24 protein-coding genes and 1 tRNA gene are annotated in these 19741 nt (G+C 68.8%); 15 read left to right on the forward strand and 10 right to left on the reverse strand.

Annotated features, from left to right (window positions below; genetic code table 11):
- Positions 1-101: 101 nt before the first annotated feature.
- The 3 genes from rpoZ to MCHT01_RS04050 are packed head-to-tail and all read right to left on the reverse strand — an operon-like array spanning position 102 to position 1894.
- On the reverse strand, positions 102-305 hold the full coding sequence (gene rpoZ / locus MCHT01_RS04040; protein ID WP_058936171.1) for a DNA-directed RNA polymerase subunit omega: 204 nt from the start codon (positions 303-305) through the stop codon (positions 102-104).
- A gap of 21 nt (positions 306-326) precedes the next feature.
- Complete coding sequence (gene gmk / locus MCHT01_RS04045; RefSeq protein WP_067062655.1) at positions 327-950, reverse strand: guanylate kinase; 624 nt, start codon at positions 948-950, stop codon at positions 327-329.
- Positions 951-976: 26 nt separating this feature from the next.
- Positions 977-1894: a YicC/YloC family endoribonuclease gene (locus MCHT01_RS04050; RefSeq protein ID WP_084451801.1), complete on the reverse strand. Its 918-nt coding sequence runs from the start codon at positions 1892-1894 to the stop codon at positions 977-979.
- A 31-nt stretch (positions 1895-1925) separates the two neighbouring features.
- Between MCHT01_RS04050 and MCHT01_RS04055 the strand changes: the two genes are divergently transcribed.
- The 5 genes from MCHT01_RS04055 (at position 1926) to hemW (ending at position 6425) form a co-directional block, all read left to right on the forward strand.
- Positions 1926-2894 (forward strand): serine/threonine protein kinase, encoded by a 969-nt coding sequence (locus tag MCHT01_RS04055; protein WP_058936168.1) that lies wholly within the window; start codon positions 1926-1928, stop codon positions 2892-2894.
- Entirely contained in the window at positions 2891-3793 is a 903-nt protein-coding gene (locus MCHT01_RS04060) for a PP2C family protein-serine/threonine phosphatase (RefSeq protein WP_067062660.1), read from the forward strand. Before MCHT01_RS04055 ends, MCHT01_RS04060 begins: the two co-directional genes overlap by 4 nt.
- Positions 3794-3804: 11 nt before the next feature.
- Positions 3805-4539: a ribonuclease PH gene (gene rph / locus MCHT01_RS04065; RefSeq protein WP_067062662.1), complete on the forward strand. Its 735-nt coding sequence runs from the start codon at positions 3805-3807 to the stop codon at positions 4537-4539.
- An 85-nt stretch (positions 4540-4624) separates the two neighbouring features.
- Positions 4625-5230, forward strand: a complete 606-nt coding sequence (rdgB, locus tag MCHT01_RS04070; protein ID WP_067062665.1) for an RdgB/HAM1 family non-canonical purine NTP pyrophosphatase — start codon at positions 4625-4627, stop codon at positions 5228-5230.
- A 10-nt stretch (positions 5231-5240) separates the two neighbouring features.
- Complete coding sequence (gene hemW, locus MCHT01_RS04075; protein ID WP_084451869.1) at positions 5241-6425, forward strand: radical SAM family heme chaperone HemW; 1185 nt, start codon at positions 5241-5243, stop codon at positions 6423-6425.
- On the opposite strand, the gene MCHT01_RS04080 is transcribed toward hemW, so the two are convergent.
- On the reverse strand, positions 6391-7380 hold the full coding sequence (locus tag MCHT01_RS04080; RefSeq protein WP_084451803.1) for a LysR substrate-binding domain-containing protein: 990 nt from the start codon (positions 7378-7380) through the stop codon (positions 6391-6393). The genes hemW and MCHT01_RS04080 overlap by 35 nt on opposite strands.
- 179 nt (positions 7381-7559) lie before the next feature.
- Between MCHT01_RS04080 and MCHT01_RS26655 the strand changes: the two genes are divergently transcribed.
- Both MCHT01_RS26655 and MCHT01_RS26660 read left to right on the forward strand, forming a co-directional pair.
- Complete coding sequence (locus MCHT01_RS26655) at positions 7560-7970, forward strand: hypothetical protein (protein WP_067062670.1); 411 nt, start codon at positions 7560-7562, stop codon at positions 7968-7970.
- A gap of 19 nt (positions 7971-7989) precedes the next feature.
- Positions 7990-8391, forward strand: coding sequence for a nuclear transport factor 2 family protein (locus tag MCHT01_RS26660; RefSeq protein WP_067062673.1), 402 nt, complete (start codon positions 7990-7992; stop codon positions 8389-8391).
- A gap of 43 nt (positions 8392-8434) precedes the next feature.
- On the opposite strand, the gene MCHT01_RS04095 is transcribed toward MCHT01_RS26660, so the two are convergent.
- From MCHT01_RS04095 to MCHT01_RS04105, 3 genes are all read right to left on the reverse strand, one after another.
- Entirely contained in the window at positions 8435-9538 is a 1104-nt protein-coding gene (locus tag MCHT01_RS04095; protein ID WP_067062675.1) for a protein-glutamate methylesterase/protein-glutamine glutaminase, read from the reverse strand.
- Positions 9539-9599: 61 nt separating this feature from the next.
- On the reverse strand, positions 9600-10271 hold the full coding sequence (cheD, locus tag MCHT01_RS04100) for a chemoreceptor glutamine deamidase CheD (RefSeq protein ID WP_084451807.1): 672 nt from the start codon (positions 10269-10271) through the stop codon (positions 9600-9602).
- Positions 10272-10282: 11 nt separating this feature from the next.
- Positions 10283-11149, reverse strand: coding sequence for a CheR family methyltransferase (locus MCHT01_RS04105; RefSeq protein ID WP_067062678.1), 867 nt, complete (start codon positions 11147-11149; stop codon positions 10283-10285).
- A gap of 195 nt (positions 11150-11344) precedes the next feature.
- Between MCHT01_RS04105 and MCHT01_RS04110 the strand changes: the two genes are divergently transcribed.
- The 4 genes from MCHT01_RS04110 to MCHT01_RS04125 all read left to right on the forward strand — a co-directional run bounded on the left by MCHT01_RS04110 (position 11345) and on the right by MCHT01_RS04125 (position 14001).
- Positions 11345-12064: a GGDEF domain-containing protein gene (locus tag MCHT01_RS04110; RefSeq protein ID WP_067062680.1), complete on the forward strand. Its 720-nt coding sequence runs from the start codon at positions 11345-11347 to the stop codon at positions 12062-12064.
- A gap of 2 nt (positions 12065-12066) precedes the next feature.
- Positions 12067-12873, forward strand: coding sequence for a MinD/ParA family protein (locus MCHT01_RS04115; protein ID WP_420541788.1), 807 nt, complete (start codon positions 12067-12069; stop codon positions 12871-12873).
- A 101-nt stretch (positions 12874-12974) separates the two neighbouring features.
- On the forward strand, positions 12975-13391 hold the full coding sequence (locus MCHT01_RS04120; RefSeq protein WP_067062685.1) for a group II truncated hemoglobin: 417 nt from the start codon (positions 12975-12977) through the stop codon (positions 13389-13391).
- Between the two features lie 226 nt (positions 13392-13617).
- A complete protein-coding gene (locus MCHT01_RS04125; protein ID WP_148661369.1) occupies positions 13618-14001 on the forward strand; it encodes a hypothetical protein in 384 nt (127 codons plus the stop codon).
- A gap of 114 nt (positions 14002-14115) precedes the next feature.
- On the opposite strand, the gene MCHT01_RS04130 is transcribed toward MCHT01_RS04125, so the two are convergent.
- The 3 genes from MCHT01_RS04130 to radC all read right to left on the reverse strand — a co-directional run bounded on the left by MCHT01_RS04130 (position 14116) and on the right by radC (position 16420).
- Entirely contained in the window at positions 14116-14814 is a 699-nt protein-coding gene (locus MCHT01_RS04130; RefSeq protein WP_067062691.1) for a hypothetical protein, read from the reverse strand.
- Positions 14815-15002: 188 nt separating this feature from the next.
- Entirely contained in the window at positions 15003-15644 is a 642-nt protein-coding gene (locus MCHT01_RS04135) for a Smr/MutS family protein (RefSeq protein ID WP_067062693.1), read from the reverse strand.
- Positions 15641-16420, reverse strand: coding sequence for a RadC family protein (gene radC, locus MCHT01_RS04140; RefSeq protein ID WP_084451809.1), 780 nt, complete (start codon positions 16418-16420; stop codon positions 15641-15643). Before radC ends, MCHT01_RS04135 begins: the two co-directional genes overlap by 4 nt.
- Before the next feature lie 73 nt (positions 16421-16493).
- Between radC and MCHT01_RS04145 the strand changes: the two genes are divergently transcribed.
- From MCHT01_RS04145 to MCHT01_RS04160, 4 genes are all read left to right on the forward strand, one after another.
- Complete coding sequence (locus MCHT01_RS04145; protein WP_067062696.1) at positions 16494-16937, forward strand: FKBP-type peptidyl-prolyl cis-trans isomerase; 444 nt, start codon at positions 16494-16496, stop codon at positions 16935-16937.
- Between the two features lie 14 nt (positions 16938-16951).
- Positions 16952-17956 (forward strand): 4-hydroxy-3-methylbut-2-enyl diphosphate reductase, encoded by a 1005-nt coding sequence (gene ispH / locus MCHT01_RS04150; RefSeq protein WP_067063078.1) that lies wholly within the window; start codon positions 16952-16954, stop codon positions 17954-17956.
- 144 nt (positions 17957-18100) lie between these two features.
- Positions 18101-19396, forward strand: coding sequence for a serine--tRNA ligase (gene serS, locus MCHT01_RS04155; RefSeq protein ID WP_067062699.1), 1296 nt, complete (start codon positions 18101-18103; stop codon positions 19394-19396).
- A 119-nt stretch (positions 19397-19515) separates the two neighbouring features.
- Positions 19516-19603: transfer RNA gene (locus tag MCHT01_RS04160), tRNA-Ser, on the forward strand.
- Positions 19604-19741 lie beyond the last annotated feature (138 nt).

The following is a 19741-nucleotide window of genomic DNA, read 5'->3' on the forward strand; positions in this document are numbered from 1 at the left end:
CCGTGGGGCGCCGACGGGAGTCGCACGGGCCGGAGCGCCGCGCGCCGCAAAGGAAAACGCCCCGCTGGGCGGGGCGTTTCGATCCAGCGTTCAGCCGGGGATCAGACGGGCACGCGGCGCAGCATTTCCACGCCGACGTCGCCGTTGGCGACTTCGCGCAGCGCGGTCACGCCGGGCTTGTTCTTGGATTCCAGCTTCGGGGCGTGGCCCTGGCTCAGCATGCGAGCGCGATAGGTCGCGGCGAGCACCAGCTGGAAACGGTTCGGGATCTTGGTCAGGCAGTCTTCGACGGTGATGCGGGCCATGCTGGTTTCCTGCAGAAGCGGTTACTCGATGAGGTCGAGCGCACGGAACACGGTGGACCGGTTGCGGCGCTGGGTCGCGTATTTTAGCCGTTGTGCCTGGACGATGGCTTTCAGGTCGAAAAGCGCGGTCTCGAACACGGCATTGATCACGACGAAATCGAAGTGTTTCGCCTGCGCGACCTCGTTGCGGGCGGCGTTCATGCGCTTGGCGATGACGTCCTCGGCGGTGTCGCCGCGGCGGATCAGGCGCTGCTTGAGCTCGTCCCAGCTGGGAGGGAGGATGAAGATCAGCACCGCGTGCGGGAACAGCTGCTTGATCTGCAGCGCGCCCTGGTAGTCGATCTCCAGGACCACGTCCTCGCCATGGGCCAGGCGCGCCTCGATCGCGGCGCGGGAGGTGCCGTAGAGGTTGCCGTGGACCTCGGCCCACTCGAAGAACTCGCCGCGATCGACCATCGCGCGGAACGCCGCCTGGTCGACGAAGAGATATTCGCGGCCATGTTGTTCCTGGCCGCGCGGGTCGCGCGAGGTGTGCGAGACGGAGACGCTCAGTTTGGCGTCCAGCTCCAGCAGCGCCTTGACGAGGCTGGATTTGCCGGCGCCGCTCGGCGCGGCGACGACGAAGAGATTGCCCGGATATTCCATCGGCAGATTTTACGCGGGCGCCGCGCTCACTCGATGTTCTGCACCTGTTCCTTCATCTGCTCGATCGCGACTTTCATCTCGACGGAGATGTTGGTGAGCTCGATCGCCACGGCCTTGGAGCCCAGCGTGTTGGCCTCGCGATGCAGCTCCTGCATCAGGAAGTCCAGCCGCTTGCCGATGTCGCCGCCCTTCTTGAACAGGCGCTCGATCTCGTCCAGGTGGGCGCGCAGACGGGTCAGCTCCTCCGCCACGTCGATGCGCAGCGCGTAGGCGGCGGCCTCGTTTACGGCACGCTCCTGCAGCGTCTGCTCGGAGATGGTCTGCGTGGCGCCCGAGGCGCTCAGCGCTTCCTGCCAGCGCTCCAGGAATCGCTCCCGCTGACGCTGCACGGCGGCGGGGATCAGCGGCTCGGCTTGTGTGGCGAGGTCCCGCAAAGTGGCGACGCGCTGCTTGAGCATCGTCACCAGCTTGCCACCTTCGCGCTCGCGCGCTTCCAGGAATCCCTTCAGGCAGACGCGGGCCGCGTCGAGCACCGTCTCGTCCGCGGCGGTGCTGCTCGTGCCTCCGCTCTTGCACCAGTTCAGCGCTTCCTGGACGCTCAATCCCTGCGCCTTCGGCAGCCAGGATTGCACCGTCGACTCGAGGCGCGCCAGGCGGTTGAGCTGCTCTGGCTGCGGGTTCGGCCAGGAACTGTCGGTCTCGCGATGGGTCGCGATGCGCAGCTCCATCTTGCCGCGCTTGACCTGGCTGGTAATGAGCTCTCGCAGCGCGGGCTCGAGCGCGCGCAGCTCGTCGGGCATGCGGAAGCTCAGGTCCAGGAAACGGCCGTTGACCGAGCGGGCCTCCACCGTCACCGCCGAGGCGGTCGCGGGGTTAGGGGTTTCGCCGGAGTTCGCGGGTTGTGCCGTGGCGCTGGCATAACCGGTCATGCTGTAAACTGGCATCAGCTATCGGTAGAGAAATCGAACCGCGATTATGTCAAAGCCCAAACCGGCGCCCTTGCCCGCAGGCACCGTCGTGGGGGGCTATCAGATCATCAAGAAGCTGGCTGCGGGCGGATTCGGCGTCGTGTATTTGGCCGAAGACCCCGACCATCATTTGGTGGCGCTGAAGGAATACCTCCCGTCCTCGCTTGCTGAACGCTCCCCCGGCGAACTGACGCCACGCGTCAAGCCTGAAAAACAGCCGTTGTACCGCCTCGGCTTGCGCAGCTTCTTCGAAGAAGGGCGTTCGCTCGCCCAGATTTCGCATCCGAGCGTGGTCTCGGTGCTGAATTTCCTGCGCGAGAACGAGACCGTCTATATGGTCATGAATTACCTGCAAGGCGATACCTTGCAGGATTTCATCGTGACCGCCCGCGATTTGAAGCGTGACAAGGTGTTCCGCGAATCGACCATCCGGTCGCTATTCGACGAAATCCTCAAGGGCCTGCGCATCGTGCATCAGCACAAGATGCTGCACCTGGACATCAAGCCGGCCAATATCTTCATCACCAACGACAACAAGGCGGTGCTGCTCGATTTCGGCGCGGCGCGCGAGGTGCTGTCCAAGGAAGGCAACTTCATCCGGCCGATGTACACGCCCGGCTTCGCCGCGCCCGAGATGTACCGCCGCGACGGCTCGCTGGGCCCGTGGACCGACATCTACGCCATCGGTGCCTGCATCTACGCCTGCATGCAGGGCTATCCGCCCAACGATGCGCCCCAGCGTCTGGAGAAGGACCGGCTGGGCCTGTCGCTCTCGCGCCTGCGCAACGTCTACTCGGACAACCTGCTCGAAGTGACCGAGTGGTGCATGTCGCTGGACCCGCTGACGCGTCCGCAGAGCGTCTTCGCGCTGCAGAAGGAACTGTCCCGCGAGACCGAACGCCGCTACACGAAGCTCAGCTTCAGCGAGCGCCTGAAGCTGCAGCTGGAGAACCTGAAGACCGGGGCCAAGGCGTGAAGTTCTCCGTCTATCAGGTGAGCCGCCGTGGCGGCCGCGAGAAGAACGAGGACCGCATGGGGTATTGCTATACCCGCGAGTCCGGCCTGTTCGCGCTCGCCGACGGCATGGGCGGCCATCCCGAGGGCGAGGTCGCCGCGCACATGGCGCTGCAGAACGTCGCCGCGCTGTTCCAGCGCGACGCGCACCCGATCCTGAAGGAGCCGGCGCAGTTCCTCGAGACCGCCGTGCTGCTGGCGCATCAGCAGCTGATCGCCTACGCCGCGCAGCGCGGCATGAGCGACACGCCGCGCACGACCATCGTCGTCGGGCTGATGCAGCAGGGGCAGATCTGGTGGGCCCACTGCGGCGACTCGCGCATGTACCTGCTGCGCGACGCCGAGCTCATCGCCCGCACCCGCGACCACTCCTACAGCGAGTTGCAGGAGGCCCTGGGCCGCCATGCGACCGGCGCGGAGCGCTTCAACCGCCACGTGCTGTTCACCTGCCTGGGCAGCCCCGGCAAGCCGATGATCGACGTCAACGGCCCGGTGCTGCTGCAGAACGGCGACCGCATGCTGCTGTGCTCGGATGGGCTGTGGAGCTCGGTGTCGGACGCCGACATCCTGCGCCATCTCTCCGACAGCCGCAGCGTCGCCGACGCCGTGCCCGAGCTGGTCGAGCAGGCGCTGCGCCAGGCCGGCGCGCGCAGCGACAACGTCACCGCCCTGGCGGTGGAGTGGGAAGGCGAGGGCGATGCCCCCGACTCGATCTCCACCCAGGACCTGGACGACGAGGGCTTCGCCTCGACGATCCAGGGCGCCGCGGGCGCCGACGTGCAATTGGACGAAGCCGAGATCGATTCGGCCGTGCGCGAGATCCAGGACGCGATCCGCCGCGCCGGCAAGAAACCCACCTGAAGGAACACGACATGACCGCCATCGCCTCCCGCCCGCAAGGGCGCGCGGCCGACGCCCTGCGTCCGGTGCGCATCACCCGCCACTACACCCGCCACGCCGAGGGCGCCGTGCTGATCGAGTTCGGCGACACCAAGGTGCTGTGCACCGCCTCGGTCGAGGAGAAGGTGCCGCCGCACAAGAAGGGCAGCGGCGAAGGCTGGGTCACGGCCGAGTACGGCATGCTCCCGCGCGCCACGCACACCCGCAGCGACCGCGAGGCCGCGCGCGGCAAGCAGACCGGCCGCACGCAGGAGATCCAGCGCCTGATCGGCCGCGCGCTGCGCGCCGTCTTCGATCTGGGTCAGCTGGGCGAGCGCACGATCCAGATCGACTGCGACGTGATCCAGGCCGACGGCGGCACCCGCACCGCGGCGATCACCGGCGCCTATGTCGCCGCGCACGACGCCGTGAGCTGGCTGATCGCGCAGGGCAAGATCGCCGCGTCGCCGCTGAAGGACTCGGTGGCCGCGATCTCGGTGGGCATCCATGAAGGCTGCGCGCTGCTGGACCTCGAGTACGTCGAGGACTCCGCCTGCGACACCGACATGAACGTGGTCATGACCGGCGCGGGACACTTCGTGGAGCTGCAGGGCACCGCCGAGGGCGTGGCCTTCACCCGCGCCGAGGTGGACGTGCTGCTGAACCTGGCCGAGAAGGGCATCCGCGAACTGCTCGTCGCGCAGCGCGAGGCGCTCGGCCTGAAGTAACTCGAACGCTCGAATGGCGGGCGTCCGTCGGACATCGACCGGCGCTCGGACACCCCCGGATGAACAGCAAGGATTGGAGCAAGCGATGAAGTTGGTCCTGGCCTCCAACAACGCGAAGAAGCTGAAGGAACTGCAGGCGCTGTTCCAGCCGCTGGCGATCGAGCTCGTGACGCAGGGCAGCCTCGGCATCCCGGAAGCGGAGGAGCCGTTTCATACCTTCGTCGAGAACGCGCTGACCAAGGCGCGCCATGCGGCGAGGGCCAGCGGCCTGCCGGCGCTGGCGGATGACTCGGGACTGGCGGTCGACGCGCTGGGTGGCATGCCCGGCGTGCTGTCGGCGCGCTATGCGACGCTGTTCGGCCGCGAGAAGAGCGATCCCGAGAACAACCGTGTGCTGCTCGATAAGCTCGAGGGCATCGAGGATCGCCGCGCGCGCTTCGTGTGCGCGCTGGTGGCGGTGCGCACGGCCGACGACCCCGAGCCGCTGATCGCGATGGGTCGCTGGCAGGGCGAAATCCTGCACGCCGCGGAAGGCGAGGGCGGCTTCGGCTACGACCCGCTGCTGTTCATTCCCGAACTCGGCCAGAGCGTCGCGACGCTGGGCGCCGAGGTCAAGAACCGACTGAGCCATCGCGCGCTGGCCTCGCAAGAGCTGCTGCGCCAGATGCGCGAGAGCTGGCACCTTGGCTGACATCATCCGCATGATGCGGCCCGGCACGCTGACGCTGTCGGCGCTGCCGCCGCTGTCGCTGTACGTGCACCTGCCGTGGTGCATCCGCAAGTGCCCGTACTGCGACTTCAACTCCCATGAATACCGCGACGGCCGCGAGCTCGACGTCGACACCGCGCGCGCCTACCTGACCGCGCTGCGGGCCGACCTGGAGGCCGCGCTGCCGCTGATCTGGGGACGCTCGGTCGTGTCGATCTTCATCGGCGGCGGCACGCCCAGCCTGTTCGCGCCGGAGCAGATCGCCGAGTTGATCTCCGACCTGCGCGCGCGCCTGCCGCTGGAGCCGGGCTGCGAGATCACGATGGAGGCCAACCCCGGCACCTTCGAGAAGGACCGCTTCGCGGGCTTCGCGCAGGCGGGCGTGACGCGGCTGTCCATCGGGGTGCAGAGCTTCGACGACGCCAAGCTGCATGCGCTGGGCCGCATCCACAGCGGCACGCAGGCGCGCGCCGCGATCGAGGAGGCGGCGCGGTCCTTCGGTACCTTCAACATCGACCTGATGTACGCGCTGCCGGAGCAGACGCTGGCGGAGCTCGACCAGGACCTGTCGACGGCGCTGTCCTATGCGCCGCCGCACCTGTCGGTCTATCACCTGACCATCGAGCCCAACACCCGCTTCGCCAACGCGCCGCCGGAGCACCTGCCCGACCCCGACCTGGCCAGCGAAATGCTGGACCTGATCACCGCCCGCACCGGCGAGCGCGGCATGTCGCGCTACGAGGTCTCGGCCTATGCGCGCGAGGGCCATCGCTGCACGCACAACACCAACTACTGGCAGTTCGGCGACTACCTGGGCATCGGCGCGGGCGCGCACACCAAGCTGAGCTTCGCGCACCGCATCCTGCGGCAGGTCCGCTGGCGCGATCCGGCGACCTTCATGCAGAAGGCGGCCGAGGGGCAGGCCGTGTCCAACGAGCACGAGGTGGCGCGCAACGAGCTGCCCTTCGAGTTCATGCTCAATGCGCTGCGTCTGCGCGAGGGCGTGACGATGACGAGCTTCCTGGAGCGCACCGGCCTGCCGCCGTCCGCGATCGCCCAGGCGATGGCGCAGGGCCGCGCGAAGGGGCTGCTGGACGCGGATCCGGCGGTGATCCGCGCGACCCCCAAGGGCTTCGACTTCCTCAGCGATCTGCAGGAACTGTTCCTGTCGGCATGAGCGCGTCGCCGCGCGCGGCGCTGACCTTGCCCGTGGCCAGACAGGTCGTCGAGCCGTCGAGCGCCTCGCGCGACTGCGCGGTCTCCTTGTGCAGCCAGTCGATGAAGGCGCTGACGGCGGGCGCGTCCCGCGTGCCGGGCCGATAGACGATGTGATAACGCTGCGGCTCCTTGAGCATGGCCTGCCGCGGCGCGACGCGCACCAGGCGGCCGTCGAGCAGCGCATCGGCCGCCAGCAGCTCGCGCGTCAGGCCGACGCCGATGCCTTGTTCCGCCGCCTGCAGCAGGATGCCGAAGTCGTTGAAGATCGCGACCGGCACGACCTGGCGCCGCAGACCGGCCTGCTCGAACCACGCTTCCCACTGGCTCGCGTCGCCCAGCAGCGGCGCCTGCGCGAGCGCCTCCAGCGGCTGCCCGATCAGCTGATGCGCCAGCGCGGGCGAGGCCACCGGCAGCATGGACAGGTCGAACAGCGGCTCGCTCTCCACGCCCGGCCAGGGCCCCAGACCCTGGCGCATCGCGATGTCGAAGCCCTCGCGCTCCAGGTCGACCAGGCGCGGCGTGGCCTCGATCTCCAGCGTCACCTCGGGGTGCTGCGCATGCCAGCGGCCCAGGCGCGGCAGCAGCCAGCGCTGCGCGAAGGAGGGCAGCACCGTGACGCGCAGGCTGCGCTGCTCCACCCCATGCGCGGCGGTCGCCGCGCGCAGGCCCTGGTCGAGCTCCTGATAGGCGCGCTCGACGCCGCGCAGCAAGGCGCCGCCCGCCGCGTTGAGCACCACCCGCCGCCCCTGCCGATCGAAGACCGGGAAGCCGAGCTGCAGCTCCAGCGCGCGGATCTGCTGGCTCACCGCGCTGTGGGTCAGGTTCAGCTCCTCGGAGGCGGCGCGCAGGTTCTGGTGCAGCGCGGCCGCGCGGAAGGCGGCCAGGTACTGGAGCGGAAGGCGGGGCAGGCGCATGGGGGAGGGACTCCTTGCTGGAAAGAATGGCTGCACAAGGAGGCAAGGATATAGCGTTTGGAGGGCGGATGCTGGGCATCTACAGTGACCAACATCGCGACGGACACAGCCTCCCCCGAGCGCTCCCGCCCCCGGCAGGACCGTCGCGCCGCCTCACCCCCGATGCAGAAGGAGCGACCATGAACGAGCCCGACATCCCCCTCTCCACCCCCGTCCCGGCGGCTCCCTGCGCGAGCGGCACCTTGCCCGCGTCGGCCTGCTATGCCTACCGGCCCTGGCCGCGCCATCCGGTCATCGGACCGGCCTTGCTGGTGCTGGTCGCCGTGCTGTCGGCGCTGCTGCTGGTGTCGAACGCGAACGCCTTCAACGACGTCAACGCCGAGCTCCAGATCGCTGCCCGCGAGCAGCGCATCGCCCGCCAGGAAGCCGAACGCGTGGCCAAGGCCGAGGCCGCCCGCCGCGCCCTGGTGGCGGACGCCGGCGCGCCGCGTCTCCCGCGCGATGCGGATCGTGGCGCCGGTGCCGAGACCGCCCGGAGCGCGAGCGCCTCGCGCCCGCCGTCGCCGCCTCCCGCCGCCAAGAAGCAGTGATTCAGGAGTGACCCGCCCAATGACCCCGACCGATCTGATCCAGGCCCAGCTCGACGCCTACAACGCGCACGACGTCGAGGCGCTGCTGGCGCTCTACGCGGCGGACGCGCGCCAGTACAAGCATCCCGACACCTTGATCGCCGCGGGCGCCGACGCGCTGCGTCAGCGCATGAGCGCGCGCTTCGAGGCCTCCCGGCCGCGCGCGGAGCTGCTGCATCGCATCGCCGTCGGCAACACGGTGATCGACCACGAGCGCATCCACAACCAGACCCCCTCGGGACCGGTCGTGCGCGAGCTGATCGCGATCTACGAGGTGGACATGACCTTGCCGGGCGCGGCGGGCGGCGAGGATGGCCGCGCCAGGGAAAACGGGCGCATCGTCGGCGCCCGTTTCGTGTTCGGCGAGGAAGTGCCCGCCTGACGTGACCGGGCCGGACCGCGCGGGAGCGCGGTCCGCGCCGGCGTCACACCCGGTTCAATGACATGCCGGCCGTGCTGCGCAGGCGCTCGATCAATCGCGTCGCGATCTGCTGCAAGGGCAGGACCTCGTCGGCGGCGCCGGCGTTGATCGCCTCGCGCGGCATGCCGAAGACCACGCAGGTGGCCTCGTCCTGGACCAGGTTGTAGGAACCCGCGTCCTTCATCGTCTTCATGGCCTTGGCGCCGTCGGCGCCCATGCCGGTCAGCATGATGCCCAGCGCGTTCTGGCCCACGACACGCGCGGCCGAGTTGAACAGCACTTCCACCGACGGCTTGTGGCGGTTCACCGGATCGCCGTCCTGCACGCGTGCGATGTAGTTGGCGCCGGAGCGCTCCACGCTGAAGTGCATGCCGCCCGGGGCGATGTAGCCGTGGCCGGGCAGGATCCGCTCGCCGTCCTGGGCTTCCTTGACGCGGATCTTGCACAGGCCGTCCAGGCGCGCCGCGTAGCTGCGGGTGAAGCCGGGCGGCATGTGCTGCGTGATGCAGACCGCCGGGCAGTCGGCGGGCAGGTTGATGAGCACGTCCTTGGTCGCCTCGGTGCCGCCGGTCGACGCGCCGATGAAGATGATCTTCTCGGTGGACAGACGGCCCAGGCTGGCGATCGGGGAGGCGGGCTTGAGCGGCGGCGTCGCGCCGCCGGTCGCGGCGGCCGGCGCGGCGGTGGGCGCGTGCAGGCGGCGGATCTGGGCCTTGGCGGCGATGCGGATCTTGTCGGTGATGTCCTGCGCCAGCGCGCGGATGCCGTCGGCCACGCCGATCTTGGGCTTGGCCACGAAGTCCACCGCGCCCAGCTCCAGCGCCTTGAGCGTCACCTCGGCGCCGCGCTCGGTCAGCGTGGACACCATCACCACCGGCATCGGTCGCAGGCGCATCAGGCGCTGCAGGAAGTCGAGGCCGTCCATCTTGGGCATCTCGACGTCCAGCGTGATCACGTCGGGGTTGAGGTTGCGGATCATCTCGCGCGCCGCGAGCGGGTCGCTGGCCGCGCCGATGCACTGCATGTCGGGCTGGCGGTTGATGATCTCGGTCAGGATGCTGCGCACCAGCGCGGAATCATCGACGACGACGACAGTGGTCTTGGCCATTTCTTCTTACTCCTCGTACTTCTGTACTTCTTCCAGGGGCTCCCCGGGTTCCGTCGCGCGCTCAGAACAGGTCGATCGAGCCACCGCTGCTGGCCACCGGCTGCGCGCGCTGCGCCGCGGCCTTGTCCTGCTGCACCAGCGCGTCGGTGTTGGTCGGCGCCAGGCGCTTGACCATCGCCTTGCCGCTCCTGGGCAGGAAGCAGACCTTGCGCGGATAGACGTCCATCACGTCCTTGGAGACGATGGGGATGCGCTCGAGCTTGAGGAAGTCGATGACGAAGTTGGTGTTGCGCTCGCCGACGTTGATCGTGTTCATGCCGGAGATGACCGCGCCGCCGCCAAAGATCTTGGCTTCCATGCGGCTCTTGGCGGCGCCGCGCTTCATCATCTCGTTGATCAGCAGTTCCATCGCGAACGAGCCGTAGCGGCCCGAGTCGCCGTGACCCTCGGGCAGCATGAAGTGGTTCATCCCGCCGATCTGCGCGTGGCGGTCCCACAGGCAGGCGGCGATGCAGGAACCCAGCGTGGTCATCACCAGCAGGTCGTCGTTGTCGACGAAGTACTCGCCGGGCAGCACCTTCACGGCGGCGTTCTTGAAGTGCGCGTCGTAGAAGAAGAACGAGGCCTCGCCGTTCTTGCGCGACACCGTCTTGAGCTGGGCCACGCGTGCCGCGCCGGCGCTGGCCAGCGCCGCGCTTTGCTGCATGGCGGAGGAGGCGGAGGACAGGGTCATGGGGTGTTCTTTCAGACGCGCTCGTAGATCGTCTTGCCGCGCAGGCGGAAGAGATCGCGGGAATCGGTGAAGTTCTCGGAATGACCGACGAACAGCAGACCGCCCGGGCGCATCACCTTGTGGATGCGCTCCAGCACCTTGCGCTGCGTCGGGGCGTCGAAATAGATCATCACGTTGCGGCAGAACACGACATGGAAGGGCTCGCCCAGGTTCCAGCTCGTGTTCATGAGGTTCAGCGTCCGGAACTCGATCATGCGCGCGAGTTCGGGCTTCACGCGGATGCGGCCCTCGTTGGCGCCCGTTCCCTTGAGGAAGAATTGACGCAGACGCTGCGGAGAGAGCCCGCGCGACTCGGCCGCGTAGACGCCGCGGCGCGCGGTGTTGAGCACGTTGGTGTCGATGTCGCTGCAGATGATCTGCACGCCGGAGTTCGCGCCCAGCGACTCCTGGCAGGTCATCGCGATGGAGTAGGGCTCCTCGCCGGTGGAGGCCGCGCAGCACCAGATGCGGATCGGCTTCCCCTGGAGCGTCTTGAGGTCGTCCGTGAGTGACTGGAAGTGGTGGTCCTCGCGGAAGAAGCTGGTCAGGTTGGTGGTCAGGCAGTTCACGAACTCCTGCCACTCCTGGTCGCCCTGCGGCCCCGTCACGCCCTCGAGCCACTGCAGGTAGCTGGCGAAGCTCTTGTGGCCGGTGTCGCGCAGCCGGCGCGAGAGCCGGCTGTAGACCATGGCGTGCTTGCCATCGTGCAGCGAGATGCCGGCGTGCTGGTAGATCAGCTGCCGCACGCGGTCGAAATCCGCCCGGCTGAAGCTGAACTCGTGATCGATCGCCTCGACGGGAGACGAAGCCGGAACGGAAGCCGGTTGACCTGGGCGCATGGGGCTATTGGACTTCTTGATGGGGGATGCCGGGGCACCGGGTAAGCCGCCATTGTCGGCAATCGCTAGTTTGCGTGCTAGTCGCCGTTTTGATGTGTGAAAGAGGTGGGGTAACCGGCTCTTTTCTGCACGCTCATTCGAGGGGAAGCCGCTAGACTTCGCCGGAAATTGACCTGTCTTGCCTCGGTCCGCCCCTTGGAACATCCGCAAAGTCTCATTGCCGCGCATCACTTGCGCCTGGACCTGGCCCTGCAGCTGCTGCAGCAGGCCGGGGCGATGCTGCCCGACGCGGAGCCGTACTCGGAGGCCTGGTTGCAGGGCATCCTGGACGCGCTGTGCGACCTCTCGAGCAAGGACGCGTTGACCGGACTGGTCAACCGCCGCAGCTTCGAGATGGCCCTGGGCCGCGAGGTCGACCGGGTGGCACGGTCCGGCGAGCCGGCCTTGCTGCTGGTGCTGGACATCGACCACTTCAAGGCGGTCAACGACACGCATGGCCACGCGGCCGGTGATCAGGTGATCCGCGCGGTGGCCGGGGCGATCAGTCAGACGGTCCGGCCGATGGACACGGTGGCCCGGGTCGGCGGCGAGGAGTTCGCGATCATTCTTCCCAACTGCCCGACCTCGGTCGGCGTGGTGGTGGCGGAGCGGATCCGGCAACGGGTGGAGGCGATGGCCATCAGCGTCGCCACCGGCGTGGACGCGCTGCGCTGCACGATCAGCATCGGCGGGGCGTTCGCGCCGCAGTGGGTGCGGTCGTCGACCCTGATCTGGACGGAACGTGCCGACCGTCAGCTGTACCGGGCCAAGGCCGAGGGACGCAACCGCGCCTGCCTCGAGAGCCATGTGGACTCCCTGGTCAGCGCCGAGGAAAAAGGCATGTTGTTCGCAGTAACGCAACAGGATAGTGAATGAGCATGACAACAGCTCCTGCTGCACCGAATGCCCGCGGAGGCGCTCGCACCTTGGCCGTCACGAGCGGCAAGGGCGGCGTGGGCAAGACCTTCGTCACCGCCAACCTGGCGGCCGCCCTGGCGGCGCGCGGCGAGCGCGTGCTGGTGCTGGACGCCGACCTCGGCCTGGCCAACCTGGACGTGGTGCTGAACCTGCACCCCAAGCTCACCCTGCACGACGTCTTCACCGAGCGCTGCACCCTGGAGCAGGCCATCCTGCCCGCGCCGGGCGGCTTCCATGTGCTGCTGGCGGGCTCGGGCATGGTGGAGTATTCGCGGCTGACGCCGGACGTGCGCGACAAGCTGCTGCATATCCTGGAGGTGGTCCGCCCGCGCTTCGACTACGTGCTGCTGGACACCGGTGCCGGCATCTCGGACGTGGTGCTGTTCGCGGTCTCGATGGCGCATGACGTGCTCGTCGTGGCGACGCCGGAGCCCACCTCGCTGACCGACGCCTACGCGACGATCAAGGTGCTGGCCACGCAGCAGGACCGCCGCCAGGTCCGGCTGATCATCAACCAGGCCAACCGGCCGGGCGAGGGCAAGCTGATCTGCGGTCAGCTGCAGCAGGTGCTGCAACGCTTCGTCGGTCCGCAGCCGGGGCAGAACTTCAAGCTGGACCTGCTGGGCGAGGTCAAGAGCGACCCCATGGTCCGGCAGGCCGTGCTCAAGCGCCAGCTGCTGCTGGAGCATTACCCGGGCAGCGACGCGGCGCAGTCCATCCGCGGCCTGGCCTCCAAGCTGCTCGAGATCGCCGCCGCTCGCGCCTGACCCTCTGTGTGAACGCGCGCCGGCCGCCGTCCGCCTGGTGCGGGTCCGAGCCCCGGCCGCGCGCGGATCTCTCCTTCCTCAAGCCGCTTTCTCCCGCTGCGATGACCGATTCCCAAGACGCTGGTGCGACAGGCGCCGCCGCGCCCACGACCCCGTTCGAATGGGTGGGCGGCGAGGACGCCGTGCGGCGCCTCGTCGACCGCTTCTACGACCTGATGGACCTGGAGCCGCGCTTCGCGCAGCTGCGCGCCATCCATCCGACGACGCTGGACGGCTCGCGCGACAAGCTGTTCTGGTTCCTGTGCGGCTGGCTGGGCGGCCCGGACCACTTCGTCGAGCGCTTCGGCCACCCGCGCCTGCGCGCGCGGCACATGCCCTACCGCATCGGCATCGCGGAGCGCGACCAGTGGATGGCCGCGATGACCCAGGCCATGGCCGAGTGCGAGTTCGACCCCGAGCTGCAGCGCCGCCTGGTGGCCTCCTTCGCCAACACGGCGGACTGGATGCGCAACGTCTGAGCGGCGCGCGGACCGGGTGATCCGACCGCCGCGGCGGACGGGCCGATCCGCGAGCCGCCGGCCACCCGGACGGGCTGCCGTGCGTTCCTTCACGACCCGCGGACCGCGGCGCCGCGGCGGTGCCATGTAACCGGCGCCGGGGGCGTGCATTTCTGACGGCAGGGCTTGCCGCGTCGCGGGGCCGATGAACACGGGGCTCGCGGCGTCGTCTAACGTGGCGCCCATCATGCTCACGCAATTCGACGACGATGTGGTCGGCATCGAAGCCAATCCCGACCTCCAGCATGTCCGCATCGACGATGGCCGCCTGTGGCTGTCGGAGGATGCCCGCGAGGACATCGAGGTCTGCGCCGGCTACTGCCCGGAAACGGACAGCCCGATCCTGATGCTGAACTTCCTGCGCGCGGCCTGCGTGCGGCTCCAGCACGTGGATGTCGACGGTGAACAGGCGGAGAACGCGTTCATGTCCTTCTGCGTCCTCAAGGGCCTGGAGCACGCCATCGAGACCCACTGGCAGGGCGCCGAACTGGTCGGTGAGTTCCACCCGGAACGCCTGCTGATGGCCTTCACGACGCAGGTGTCGCCGCACACCAGCCTGATGCTGCACTGAGCGCGCCGCGCTCGGTTCGCCCCACGAGGCGCCGGTCACGCGACGAGCGTGCCGGCGCCTTGGTCGTTCAGGGCCCGCGAGCCGGCGCCGTGACGCCGCCCGCGTCTCGCCCGCTCAATCGACGCGGAAGGCGAATTCCTGCTGGAAGCGGTGCTCGCCGGGGCAGACGTAGCGCGACTTCAGCGTGCCCTCGATGGCGTTCGAGAAGGCGCGCCGCGTGCGCGCATCCATCGCGCCGCCCAGCGCCTGGATCTGCACCGCGACCACGCGTCCGCCTTGCACGTCGGCCACCGCGCGGAACAGCGCCTCGCCGCTCCAGTTGACCGAGGGCATCTCCGGCGAGGCCATCTGCGTGCAGATGGCGCCGGGCTGCGTGACCGTGGTCTTCGGCACGACGGCCGGCGGTCCCTGGTCCGGACGGACCTCGCCCTTGGCGACCTCGAACGGGACGACCTCGCGCCGCTCCTGCGCCGCCACGGTCTGGATCAGCGGCGGGGTCGTGGGCGTGATCTCCACCGGCGGCACCGGGACCTCCACCAGCTTGGGCAGGCGGATCTCGGGTTGCGGGATGGGGAGCGGGTCGGGCGGCTTGGGGTGCTCCTCCTTCTCGGTGACGGGGCGCAACGTGATGGGCGCCGGTGCCTCCGCGGCGTGGCGCTGGAAGCCCTTGATGAGCGCGCCCACCATCAGCAGGTGGACGATCCCGACCAGGATCAGCCCGCCGGTGCGGGCGCTGGGCGCCTGGAAGTGGCCGCGGCTGAGGCGGCGCGGACCCGAGGCGGCCAGAAAGGCCGGAGACATGGGCATCGACATGCGTGTTCCCTCCCCATCGTGACGATGGACGTGTGGTGGTGTGAATCAATCCCTTGAGAACTGTTCTCAACAACGCCGGCGTCAGCGCAGACTAGCCAGCCCGCTGGCCAAGCGCAATCGCGTGTTCCGGAAAACAACGCGCATGGGGGAGGGGGAAAGCCCGTGTGGGCCGGGAGGGCGGGAGCGCCTCAGGTCGCGTTGAGCAGCACCATCAGCGCGCCGGCGCCGCCATCGCTGGCGCGGGCCTGGACGAAGGCCAGGACCTCCTGCTTCTGCACCAGCCAGCGCCGCACGCGCGCCTTGAGCACCGGCTCCTTGCCGGGCGAACCGTTGCCCTTGCCGTGGATCACGCGCACGCAGCGCAGGCCGCGGCGGGCGCTGTCATGGATGAACTGGCCCAGCGCCTCGCGCGCCTGGTCGCGGCGCAGGCCGTGCAGGTCGATCTGCGCCTGCAGCGACCAGTGGCCGCGCCGCAGCTTGCGCACCGACTCGGCGGAGATCTCCGGCCGGCGGAAGGACAGGGTCTCGTCGGTCTCCAGCAGCGAGTCCACGTCGAAGTCGTCCGACAGCGCCTGCTTCCAGGCCTGCTGCTCGTCGAGCTCGCGCTGGCGGGGTTCGGGCTCGGGCAGGCCGTGGCGCATCACCACGCGGTTGGCGTCGGGCAGCCGGACGACCGCGCCGACGGTGTGCTCGAAGATGCGGGCCTCGTGGTCGCGCAGCCGCGCGAGCGCGGCCTCGCGTTCGCGGCGCTCCTCCTCCGCGCGTTGGCGGAGCTTCAGTTCTCGGTGCAGCGTCTGCAGGTCCTGCAGGCTGCGCAGTCGGTCGGTCACATCAGGCCCAGGTCGGTCATCGATACGGCATCGCCCGCGCCGACGATGAAATGGTCCAGCACCTTCACGTCCACCAGGGCCAGCGCCTGCGCCATCACGCCGGTCAGCTGCAGGTCCTGGGGCGAGGGATCGGTGTGGCCGGAGGGATGGTTGTGGACCAGGATCACGGCGGTGGCGTTCAGGGCCAGCGCGCGCTTCACCACCTCGCGGGGATAGGCAATGGTATGGGATGCGGTGCCCTGGAACAGGGTCTCCAGGGCGATCAGCCGATGGCGGATGTCGAGAAACATCACGGCGAAACACTCGGCGCTCAAGGCGTCGTACTCCAGGCGGAGCAAGTCGCGGACGGTCTGGGCGTGCTCGAAGACGGGGGCCTGATGCAGGGGCTGGCGCAGCGCGCGGCGCGTGATCTCGGCCGCGGCGAGCAGCATGCCGGCCTTGGACGGCCCCAGGCCCCGGATGCGGCCCAGCGTGGCGGCATCGGACGCGACCAGGCCGGCGAAGCCGCCGCAGCGGTCCAGCACGTCCCGGGCCAGTTGAAGCACCGGGCGGCCGGGCAGGCCGGTGCACAGCAGGACGGCCAGCAGCTCGGCATCGCTGAGCGCCCGGGCGCCGCGCGCCAGCAGCTTCTCCCGCGGACGGGCCTCGGCCGGCAACGCGGCCAGCGAGCCGCCGCGGACGGCGCGAGGGGCGGGGATCGGGGGCTCGCCGGGGACGCGCGTGGACGAGCGGGACGGGCCAGCGGCCGGGGTGGTGGGATCGATCTGGACGGTCATGGCGGGACTCGGAGGAAAGGGCGTGGCGCTCCAGCCTAAAATCGCGCCTCGTCCTCAAAAATCCCCCTGACTAGTGAACCCCGTCCAACCTGGCTCGTTCCTGACCTTGCATTACCGCCTCAGCGGTCCGGATGGTCAGCAGCTGATCGACACCTTCGCCGACAAGCCCGCCACGCTGACGCTGGGCGCCGGCGAGTTGGCGCCCGCCATCGAGGCGCGCCTGATCGGCCTTGAGGAAGGCACGCACACCCGCTTCGAGCTGGCGCCGGGCGAGGCCTTCGGCGAGCGCAATCCCGAGCTGCTGCAGCGGGTCAAGCGCAGCCTGATGCGCGAGCTGGGCGACCCCGACGAGCAATACAACCTCGGCGATGTCGTGCAGTTCCCCACCCCCGACGGGCAGGGACAGTACGCCGGCGTGGTGCGCGAACTGGGCGAAGACTGGCTGCTGTTCGATTTCAACCACCCGTTGGCGGGACAGCCCGTCAGCTTCGAGGTGCAACTGATCGGGGTGCTGTGATGGCCGAACACGACATGACCGACCCGACCCAGACCGTCGACCTGAGCGCGCTGCCCGGCGGCAAGGACATCGTGCTGGCCGAGCCGCGCGGCTTCTGCGCCGGCGTGGACCGCGCGATCGAGATCGTCGAGCGCGCGCTGAAGAAGTTCGGCGCCCCGATCTACGTGCGCCACGAGATCGTCCACAACACCTACGTCGTCAACGACCTGAAGCAGCGCGGCGCGATCTTCATCGAGGACCTGGCCGAGGTGCCGGCCGGCGCGACGCTGGTGTTCTCGGCCCACGGCGTGAGCCAGGCGGTGCGCCAGGAGGCGGCCGCGCGCGGTTTCCAGGTCTTCGACGCGACCTGCCCGCTGGTGACCAAGGTCCACGTCGAGGTGGCCAAGCTGCACCGCGAGGGCTACGAGTTCATCATGATCGGCCACAAGGGCCACCCCGAGGTCGAGGGCACGATGGGCCAGCTGACCGACGGCATCTACCTGGTCGAGGAAGCCTCGGACGTGCCGCACGTGCGCGTCAAGGACCCGTCCAAGCTGGCCGTGGTCACGCAGACCACACTGAGCGTCGACGACGCCGCCGAGATCCTGTCGGCGGTCAAGAAGCACTTCCCGCAGATCCGCGAACCCAAGAAGCAGGACATCTGCTACGCCACGCAGAACCGCCAGGACGCGGTGAAGGTGCTGGCCCCGCAGGTCGACGTGGTGGTGGTGGTCGGCAGTCCGACCAGCTCCAACAGCAACCGCCTGCGCGAGCTGGCCGAGCGCCTGGGCACGCCGGCCTACATGGTCGATGCCGCCGACGACGTGAAGGCCGAGTGGCTGGAGGGGCGTTCCAAGGTGGGCCTGACGGCCGGGGCCTCGGCGCCCGACGTGCTGGTGCAGGCCGTGATCGACCGCCTGCGCGAGCTGGGCGCGACGACCGTGCGCAAGCTGCCGGGTGTCGAGGAGAACGTGCGCTTCCCGCTCCCGATGGGTCTGGGCGACAAGTCCATGGCCGAGGTGGCCGCGAGCCGATCTTGATGGTCCGGACGGCACCGCGCCGTCCGTCCCCCGCCGCGATCCCCGCCCGGATCGCCAGCAAGCCTCGGATCGCCTCGATCGCGATCGACCCCGACATCGCCGGCGCCGCGTGGCGCCGGCCCTGAAGAACACGAAAGACCCGTCATGCTGGACATCACCCAACTGCGCAAGGACCTGGACGCCGTCATCGAGCGCCTGCAACTGCGCAAGAACCCGCAACCGTACCTGGACGTCGAGCGCTTCAAGACGCTCGAGGCCGACCGCAAGCGCCTGCAGACCCGCACCGAGGAACTGCAGGCCAAGCGCAACCAGCTGTCCAAGCAGGTCGGCATGCTGAAGGGCAAGGGCGAGGACGCCAGCGCCGTGATGGCCGAGGTCGCCGGCATCGCCGACGAGCTCAAGAGCGGCGCCGAGAAGCTCGACGCGATCCAGGTCGAGCTGACCACGATGCTGATGGGCGTGCCCAACCTGCCGGACGCCAGCGTCCCGGCCGGCGCGGACGAGACCGGCAACGTCGAGGTGCGCCGCTGGGGCCAGCCGCGCAGCTTCGACTTCGCGGTCAAGGACCACGTCGACCTCGGCGCGCCACTGGGCCTGGACTTCGAGACCGGCGCCAAGCTGTCGGGCTCGCGCTTCGCCTTCCTGAAGGGACCGGTCGCCCGCCTGCACCGCGCGCTGGCGCAGTTCATGCTCGACATGCAGACGCAGGAGCACGGCTACACCGAGTGCTACACGCCCTACATCGTCAACCGCGAGATCCTTGAGGGCACGGGCCAACTGCCCAAGTTCAAGGAAGACATGTTCTGGGTGCTGCGCGGTGGCGACGACGAGGCGCAGGAGCAGTACCTGATCTCGACCTCGGAGATCTCGCTGACCAACACCGTGCGTGAGAGCGTGCTGAAGGCGGAAGACCTGCCGATCAAGCTGACCGCGCACAGCCCGTGCTTCCGCTCGGAGGCGGGCTCGGCCGGCCGCGACACGCGCGGCATGATCCGCCAGCACCAGTTCGACAAGGTCGAGATGGTCCGCATCGAGCATCCGGAGCACAGCATGGCCGCGCTCGAGGAGATGACCGGCCACGCCGAGGCCGTGCTGCGGAAGCTGGGCCTCCCGTACCGCACGATGCTGCTGTGCGCGGGCGACATGGGCTTCGGCTCGACCAAGACCTACGACCTGGAGGTCTGGCTGCCGGCGCAGAACACCTACCGCGAGATCAGCTCGTGCTCGAACATGGGCGCGTTCCAGGCGCGTCGCATGCTGGCGCGCTTCAAGAATGCCGAGGGCAAGAACGAGCTGGTGCACACGCTGAACGGCTCCGGCCTGGCGGTGGGCCGCACGCTGGTCGCGGTGCTGGAGAACTACCAGCAGGCCGACGGCAGCATCACGGTGCCGGAGGCGCTGCGTCCGTACCTGGGCGGCCAGGACGTGCTGAAGGTCTGAGGGGAGGGCGGGGCAATCGGCCGCGTACCGCACACTTCTCCAAAGAAGTTGCCACGGCCCTGAAAACCTCGCTATACTCTTAGGCTTACTCGCTAACAACCACAGCGAGCACCGAATTCGGAGAGGTGGCAGAGTGGTTGAATGTACCTGACTCGAAATCAGGCGGACGGAAACGTCTCGGGGGTTCGAATCCCCCCCTCTCCTCCAAAATAGCGCTTGTCGATCAAGCACTTACGAAACCCGCCTCTTGGCGGGTTTTTCGTTTCTACGCCACTTTGTGCGGGGATTTCCGCCCGATTTTCTGAATCGCCTCATTCTGCGGCGAAGGACGGCAACGGAATCCGC

The sequence above is a fragment of the Mitsuaria chitosanitabida ATCC BAA-476 = NBRC 102408 genome (assembly GCF_001598255.1).
Classification (GTDB): domain Bacteria; phylum Pseudomonadota; class Gammaproteobacteria; order Burkholderiales; family Burkholderiaceae_C; genus Roseateles; species Roseateles chitosanitabidus.

Coding starts and splice junctions, on each gene's coding strand:
- MCHT01_RS04105 (WP_067062678.1), bottom strand. CDS start 11,149: ATGCGCCCAGGTCAACCGGCTTCCGTTCCGGCTTCGTCTCCCGTCGAG.
- cheD (WP_084451807.1), bottom strand. CDS start 10,271: ATGACCCTGTCCTCCGCCTCCTCCGCCATGCAGCAAAGCGCGGCGCTG.
- ispH (WP_067063078.1), top strand. CDS start 16,952: ATGACCGACCCGACCCAGACCGTCGACCTGAGCGCGCTGCCCGGCGGC.
- rph (WP_067062662.1), top strand. CDS start 3,805: ATGACCGCCATCGCCTCCCGCCCGCAAGGGCGCGCGGCCGACGCCCTG.
- MCHT01_RS04115 (WP_420541788.1), top strand. CDS start 12,067: ATGACAACAGCTCCTGCTGCACCGAATGCCCGCGGAGGCGCTCGCACC.
- MCHT01_RS04095 (WP_067062675.1), bottom strand. CDS start 9,538: ATGGCCAAGACCACTGTCGTCGTCGTCGATGATTCCGCGCTGGTGCGC.
- MCHT01_RS04080 (WP_084451803.1), bottom strand. CDS start 7,380: ATGCGCCTGCCCCGCCTTCCGCTCCAGTACCTGGCCGCCTTCCGCGCG.
- MCHT01_RS04130 (WP_067062691.1), bottom strand. CDS start 14,814: ATGTCGATGCCCATGTCTCCGGCCTTTCTGGCCGCCTCGGGTCCGCGC.
- radC (WP_084451809.1), bottom strand. CDS start 16,420: ATGACCGTCCAGATCGATCCCACCACCCCGGCCGCTGGCCCGTCCCGC.
- hemW (WP_084451869.1), top strand. CDS start 5,241: ATGATGCGGCCCGGCACGCTGACGCTGTCGGCGCTGCCGCCGCTGTCG.
- MCHT01_RS26655 (WP_067062670.1), top strand. CDS start 7,560: ATGAACGAGCCCGACATCCCCCTCTCCACCCCCGTCCCGGCGGCTCCC.
- serS (WP_067062699.1), top strand. CDS start 18,101: ATGCTGGACATCACCCAACTGCGCAAGGACCTGGACGCCGTCATCGAG.
- MCHT01_RS04050 (WP_084451801.1), bottom strand. CDS start 1,894: ATGCCAGTTTACAGCATGACCGGTTATGCCAGCGCCACGGCACAACCC.
- MCHT01_RS04120 (WP_067062685.1), top strand. CDS start 12,975: ATGACCGATTCCCAAGACGCTGGTGCGACAGGCGCCGCCGCGCCCACG.
- rpoZ (WP_058936171.1), bottom strand. CDS start 305: ATGGCCCGCATCACCGTCGAAGACTGCCTGACCAAGATCCCGAACCGT.
- MCHT01_RS04055 (WP_058936168.1), top strand. CDS start 1,926: ATGTCAAAGCCCAAACCGGCGCCCTTGCCCGCAGGCACCGTCGTGGGG.
- MCHT01_RS04125 (WP_148661369.1), top strand. CDS start 13,618: ATGCTCACGCAATTCGACGACGATGTGGTCGGCATCGAAGCCAATCCC.
- gmk (WP_067062655.1), bottom strand. CDS start 950: ATGGAATATCCGGGCAATCTCTTCGTCGTCGCCGCGCCGAGCGGCGCC.
- MCHT01_RS26660 (WP_067062673.1), top strand. CDS start 7,990: ATGACCCCGACCGATCTGATCCAGGCCCAGCTCGACGCCTACAACGCG.
- rdgB (WP_067062665.1), top strand. CDS start 4,625: ATGAAGTTGGTCCTGGCCTCCAACAACGCGAAGAAGCTGAAGGAACTG.